This is a genomic window from Okeania sp., from assembly GCF_983059655.1.
On sequence record NZ_CEZPJD010000819.1, the window covers coordinates 1 to 3,511 of the forward strand.

Genomic DNA, 3,511 nt, shown 5'->3' on the forward strand with positions numbered 1-3,511 from the left:
AAAATATTTTTCATCAAAACTATATCTTTGAATATCTGATTTTTTAATAATTGTAAGTCAATATAGTAATTAGCTATAGCAATCCTATTTGATTTGTGTATAAAAATCTTACTGCTTTTAGGGAACAGGGAACAGGGAACAGGGAACAGGCGGGAGTTTCAAATTTTTTACCTACTTTTTGATTACCCGCAACCTCTGCACGGATTGCTATATTAGCCGTCAGCTTTTGTTGTTTTCCCTACCGAAGTCAGGAGAGAGTTCCTTATATAAAGATTTTAGATGAACGAGAGGCGATCGCTAAACTTCCTTGACTTATCATACTGACAAATTTACTCCATGAGTTGTTGTACTTCATTTAATGGTAAATCTACCACTTCAGCAATTTGCTCTGCTGTTAAACCGAGTTTGATTAATTTAGAAACAGTATTTAATTTAGTTGCGTACAAAACATTTTCAACGATGGGTTGGCAAGAGGTTGTCTTTTTGTAATTTGATTGAGTATTTGCAGCATTACTATTTTCTAATTCTGCTGTTTCGGAATTAGAGCAAAGATTGAGATTGCCAATTTGTACTGGATTAAATAACCGAGAATGATAATTTGCAAATCCTAAACGTTCGACTGTAGCAATAAAATTTGACTTATTTAACTTTTCTCCAAAAATTTCTGATAAAACTTGCCAGAGTTCGTATCCTTCATCCTTAACATGACCATTAGAACATTTATATTGTTCTGCAATTTCTCTATATTTTTCGTTATTCAGAACACCTTTCAAAATTGCCATTTGTAGATTATTTAGGTGTTTTCCAGTTTGCTGAAAGACTAACTCATCAATTGAATTTAAAACTGTTTGCCAGTCCATTGTTTTAGAATTAATTCTTCTGAATAGCTTATCCGCTATTATCCTTCTTTATCCGTCCTTTTTATATTTTCTTAATAAAATCTCCGTTTTTATCCGTCTTTTTCCGGCTTGTAGATATGAAAATGAGCGAATTAGAATTGTATTAGATAAGCTTGCAAAAAATATATCAAGCTAAGGAAATTGTAACAAAGTATTAGTTAAATTAGATAGAGTAATATGAAGTCTGGAAAAATTTTGACCTTGACACTGATGTGGGGATTATTAACAACATTTTTCCCTCAGATAGCTAAAGCTGAACGCCCTGCTTGGGGTTCTGGTTCTGGTTGGCAACGTGTTAGCACTAAACGAAGAGCAGAATGTGAATTAGCAGCAGAAAGGAAATTAAAAGAATACGAAGCTTCAGGAAAGTTACAAAAAGGAACAGTAAGACGTATAGCAGGAACTGGTGCAGAAGGCCGAATGGCAGGGAAAGATGCAATGTTTGCTGTAATTTGTGCTCCTGAAGGTGATGCTGTCTATGTATTTGATGTTTGCCCTGATAGGGTCTGTCGAGAGAGACCTGTAATTGATCTGCGTAACGAATTGGGGCAAACTATTTTCTGGTAAACAGTATTTGTAGGGTTGAGCGGTAACGAAACCCAACACAAATACTATTTACCGAAAAATTGGGTTTAAAGCCTCGCCCTTGTAGGGCGACTTTTTATTTTATTTGCAAGTGAATTGAATATATGCTACAGTATTATTAGTTGCCGGGGGGCACTCGGAAACTCTAAATGGACGTGGAGGGAAGCGTCAGACTACCGCCAAGGAAGCAGCACCCTGTGAAGCGTCAACCCGCCGAAGAGCTACGGCTCAGTAGGAATCCCCGTGCCTTTAGGCCGGGGAGGATGTCAACAAAACCCTGTCTCTAAATCTACTTTTATTTATCAGTAGTCCAGTAGGGTGCGTTACATTTCATTAACGCACCATATTAAAACTCATGTGTCTTGGGCTACAGATTTTAAGCTGCAAGTATTTATATCTATCTCAAAAATAATTTTTTCATTTTTAAAACTTTCCTATACATCCAATAAATTATTTCATTTCACTAACTACAATTTCAGCTATCTAATGTACTATTGCGATAGTCGCAATAAAAGAAATCATGTTTTTGACATCCTCCCCGGCTGTTAGGCACGGGGATTCCTACCGAGCTATAGCTCCTCGGGGGGTTGACGTTTCACAGGCTGCTGCTACCTTGACGGTAGTCTTACGCTTGCCTCCGCGTCCGTTTAATGTCTCGGACTGCCCGCCCGCGACTAATATATTTATCGCTGCGTTGGTATCGCGATCGTGTTTAGCACCACAGTTAAGGCATTCCCACTCTCTCACTTGAAGGTCTAATTTGCCTCCATGAAAACCACAACAACTGCATTTTTGGCTGGTTGGCTCCCAACGATTAATTACTCTCAAATCCCGACCGTATTTTTCTGCTTTACCTTCTAGAAGTATTCGGAATGTCCGCCAACCTAAATCTGATATTGCTCTGGATAATTTACGGTTTTTCACCATACCAGATACATTCAAATCCTCTAAAACAATTGTTTGGTTTTCACAAATTATTTCAGTGGATAATTTATGCAGAAAATCTGTCCTAATGTCTTTTACTTTGGCATGAAATTTAGCTACTCTCAATCTAGCTTTTTCATATCGTTTAGACTTTAAAGTTTTCTTGGATAATGATTTACTTAACTTTCGATACTTTTTAATCCGCTTTTTCAATGGTTTAGGAGCATCAACCTTTGTACCATCGCTAAATGTAGCAAAGGTTTTGATGCCTAAGTCTATCCCCACTGAATTATCAATCTGAGGCAATATTTTGGCACAAGTTTCTACTACAAAACTTAAGAAATATCTATTAGCTGAGTCTTTAATAATAGTTACTGATGATGGAGGAGCAGGTAACTCTCTAGACCAAACTATCTTGAGTTTTCCAATCTTAGCTAAATATACTTTATGCTGACCAACTTTAAAACCTCCTCTTGTAAATCTAGCAGTTTGCTTTGACTTTCTAGTTTTAAATTTAGGAGGTCTGATCGCCTTACCTTTTCTTTGGCCTCTAGTTGATTTAAAAAAGTTTTGATAAGCTTGGTTTAAATCATTTAAAGATTGCTGCAATGGTATAGCAGAAACTTCTGATAGCCATTCTCTGTCTTCAGCCTTTTTAGCTTGAGTAATGAACTGTTTTTGTAGTTCAGAGCTACCAGGTTTCTTTTCTCCTAACTTGTATTTCTTCTGGCAGAAAGCTAGGCTATCATTCCAAACAACGCGGACACAACCAAATAGCTTTGCTAATCGGTATTTTTGTCCCGCTGTTGGATATATACGATACTTAAATCTAGCTTTCATAATCTGACTTTTTAACTAACACTTAAAATAACATATTTATTGAAAAAAAACAACTAAAAAGTCGCCCGCTTATGGGCGAGGCTTTAGACCCATTTTTTCGGTAAAAACGTAGGTTTACAACTACAAAGCAACAGTGTAATCGCTAAGTTGAATATCAAAATTCAGATTATAATATGGGTCCCCTAAATCCATATAGATTTGCCGTTGATCTAAGAGCAACATATAGTCAACCACATCATAATTTCTTTGTCTGTGTTTCTCTG

At 36.6% G+C, this 3,511-nt stretch carries 3 protein-coding genes; 1 reads left to right on the forward strand and 2 read right to left on the reverse strand.

The window, feature by feature from the left end:
- Nucleotides 1-329 precede the first annotated feature (329 nt).
- On the reverse strand, nt 330-860 hold the full coding sequence (locus AC3DU7_RS28830) for a helix-turn-helix domain-containing protein (protein ID WP_488042691.1): 531 nt from the start codon (nt 858-860) through the stop codon (nt 330-332).
- Nucleotides 861-1,076: 216 nt separating this feature from the next.
- Between AC3DU7_RS28830 and AC3DU7_RS28835 the strand changes: the two genes are divergently transcribed.
- Nucleotides 1,077-1,466, forward strand: coding sequence for a hypothetical protein (locus AC3DU7_RS28835; RefSeq protein ID WP_293075731.1), 390 nt, complete (start codon nt 1,077-1,079; stop codon nt 1,464-1,466).
- 579 nt (nt 1,467-2,045) lie between these two features.
- On the opposite strand, the gene AC3DU7_RS28840 is transcribed toward AC3DU7_RS28835, so the two are convergent.
- On the reverse strand, nt 2,046-3,248 hold the full coding sequence (locus AC3DU7_RS28840; RefSeq protein ID WP_488042692.1) for an RNA-guided endonuclease InsQ/TnpB family protein: 1,203 nt from the start codon (nt 3,246-3,248) through the stop codon (nt 2,046-2,048).
- Nucleotides 3,249-3,511 lie beyond the last annotated feature (263 nt).

Bases quoted from the DNA above. Each gene is read 5' to 3' on its own strand.
- AC3DU7_RS28835 (WP_293075731.1), top strand. From the start codon at position 1,077: ATGAAGTCTGGAAAAATTTTGACCTTGACACTGATGTGGGGATTATTA.
- AC3DU7_RS28830 (WP_488042691.1), bottom strand. From the start codon at position 860: ATGGACTGGCAAACAGTTTTAAATTCAATTGATGAGTTAGTCTTTCAG.
- AC3DU7_RS28840 (WP_488042692.1), bottom strand. From the start codon at position 3,248: ATGAAAGCTAGATTTAAGTATCGTATATATCCAACAGCGGGACAAAAA.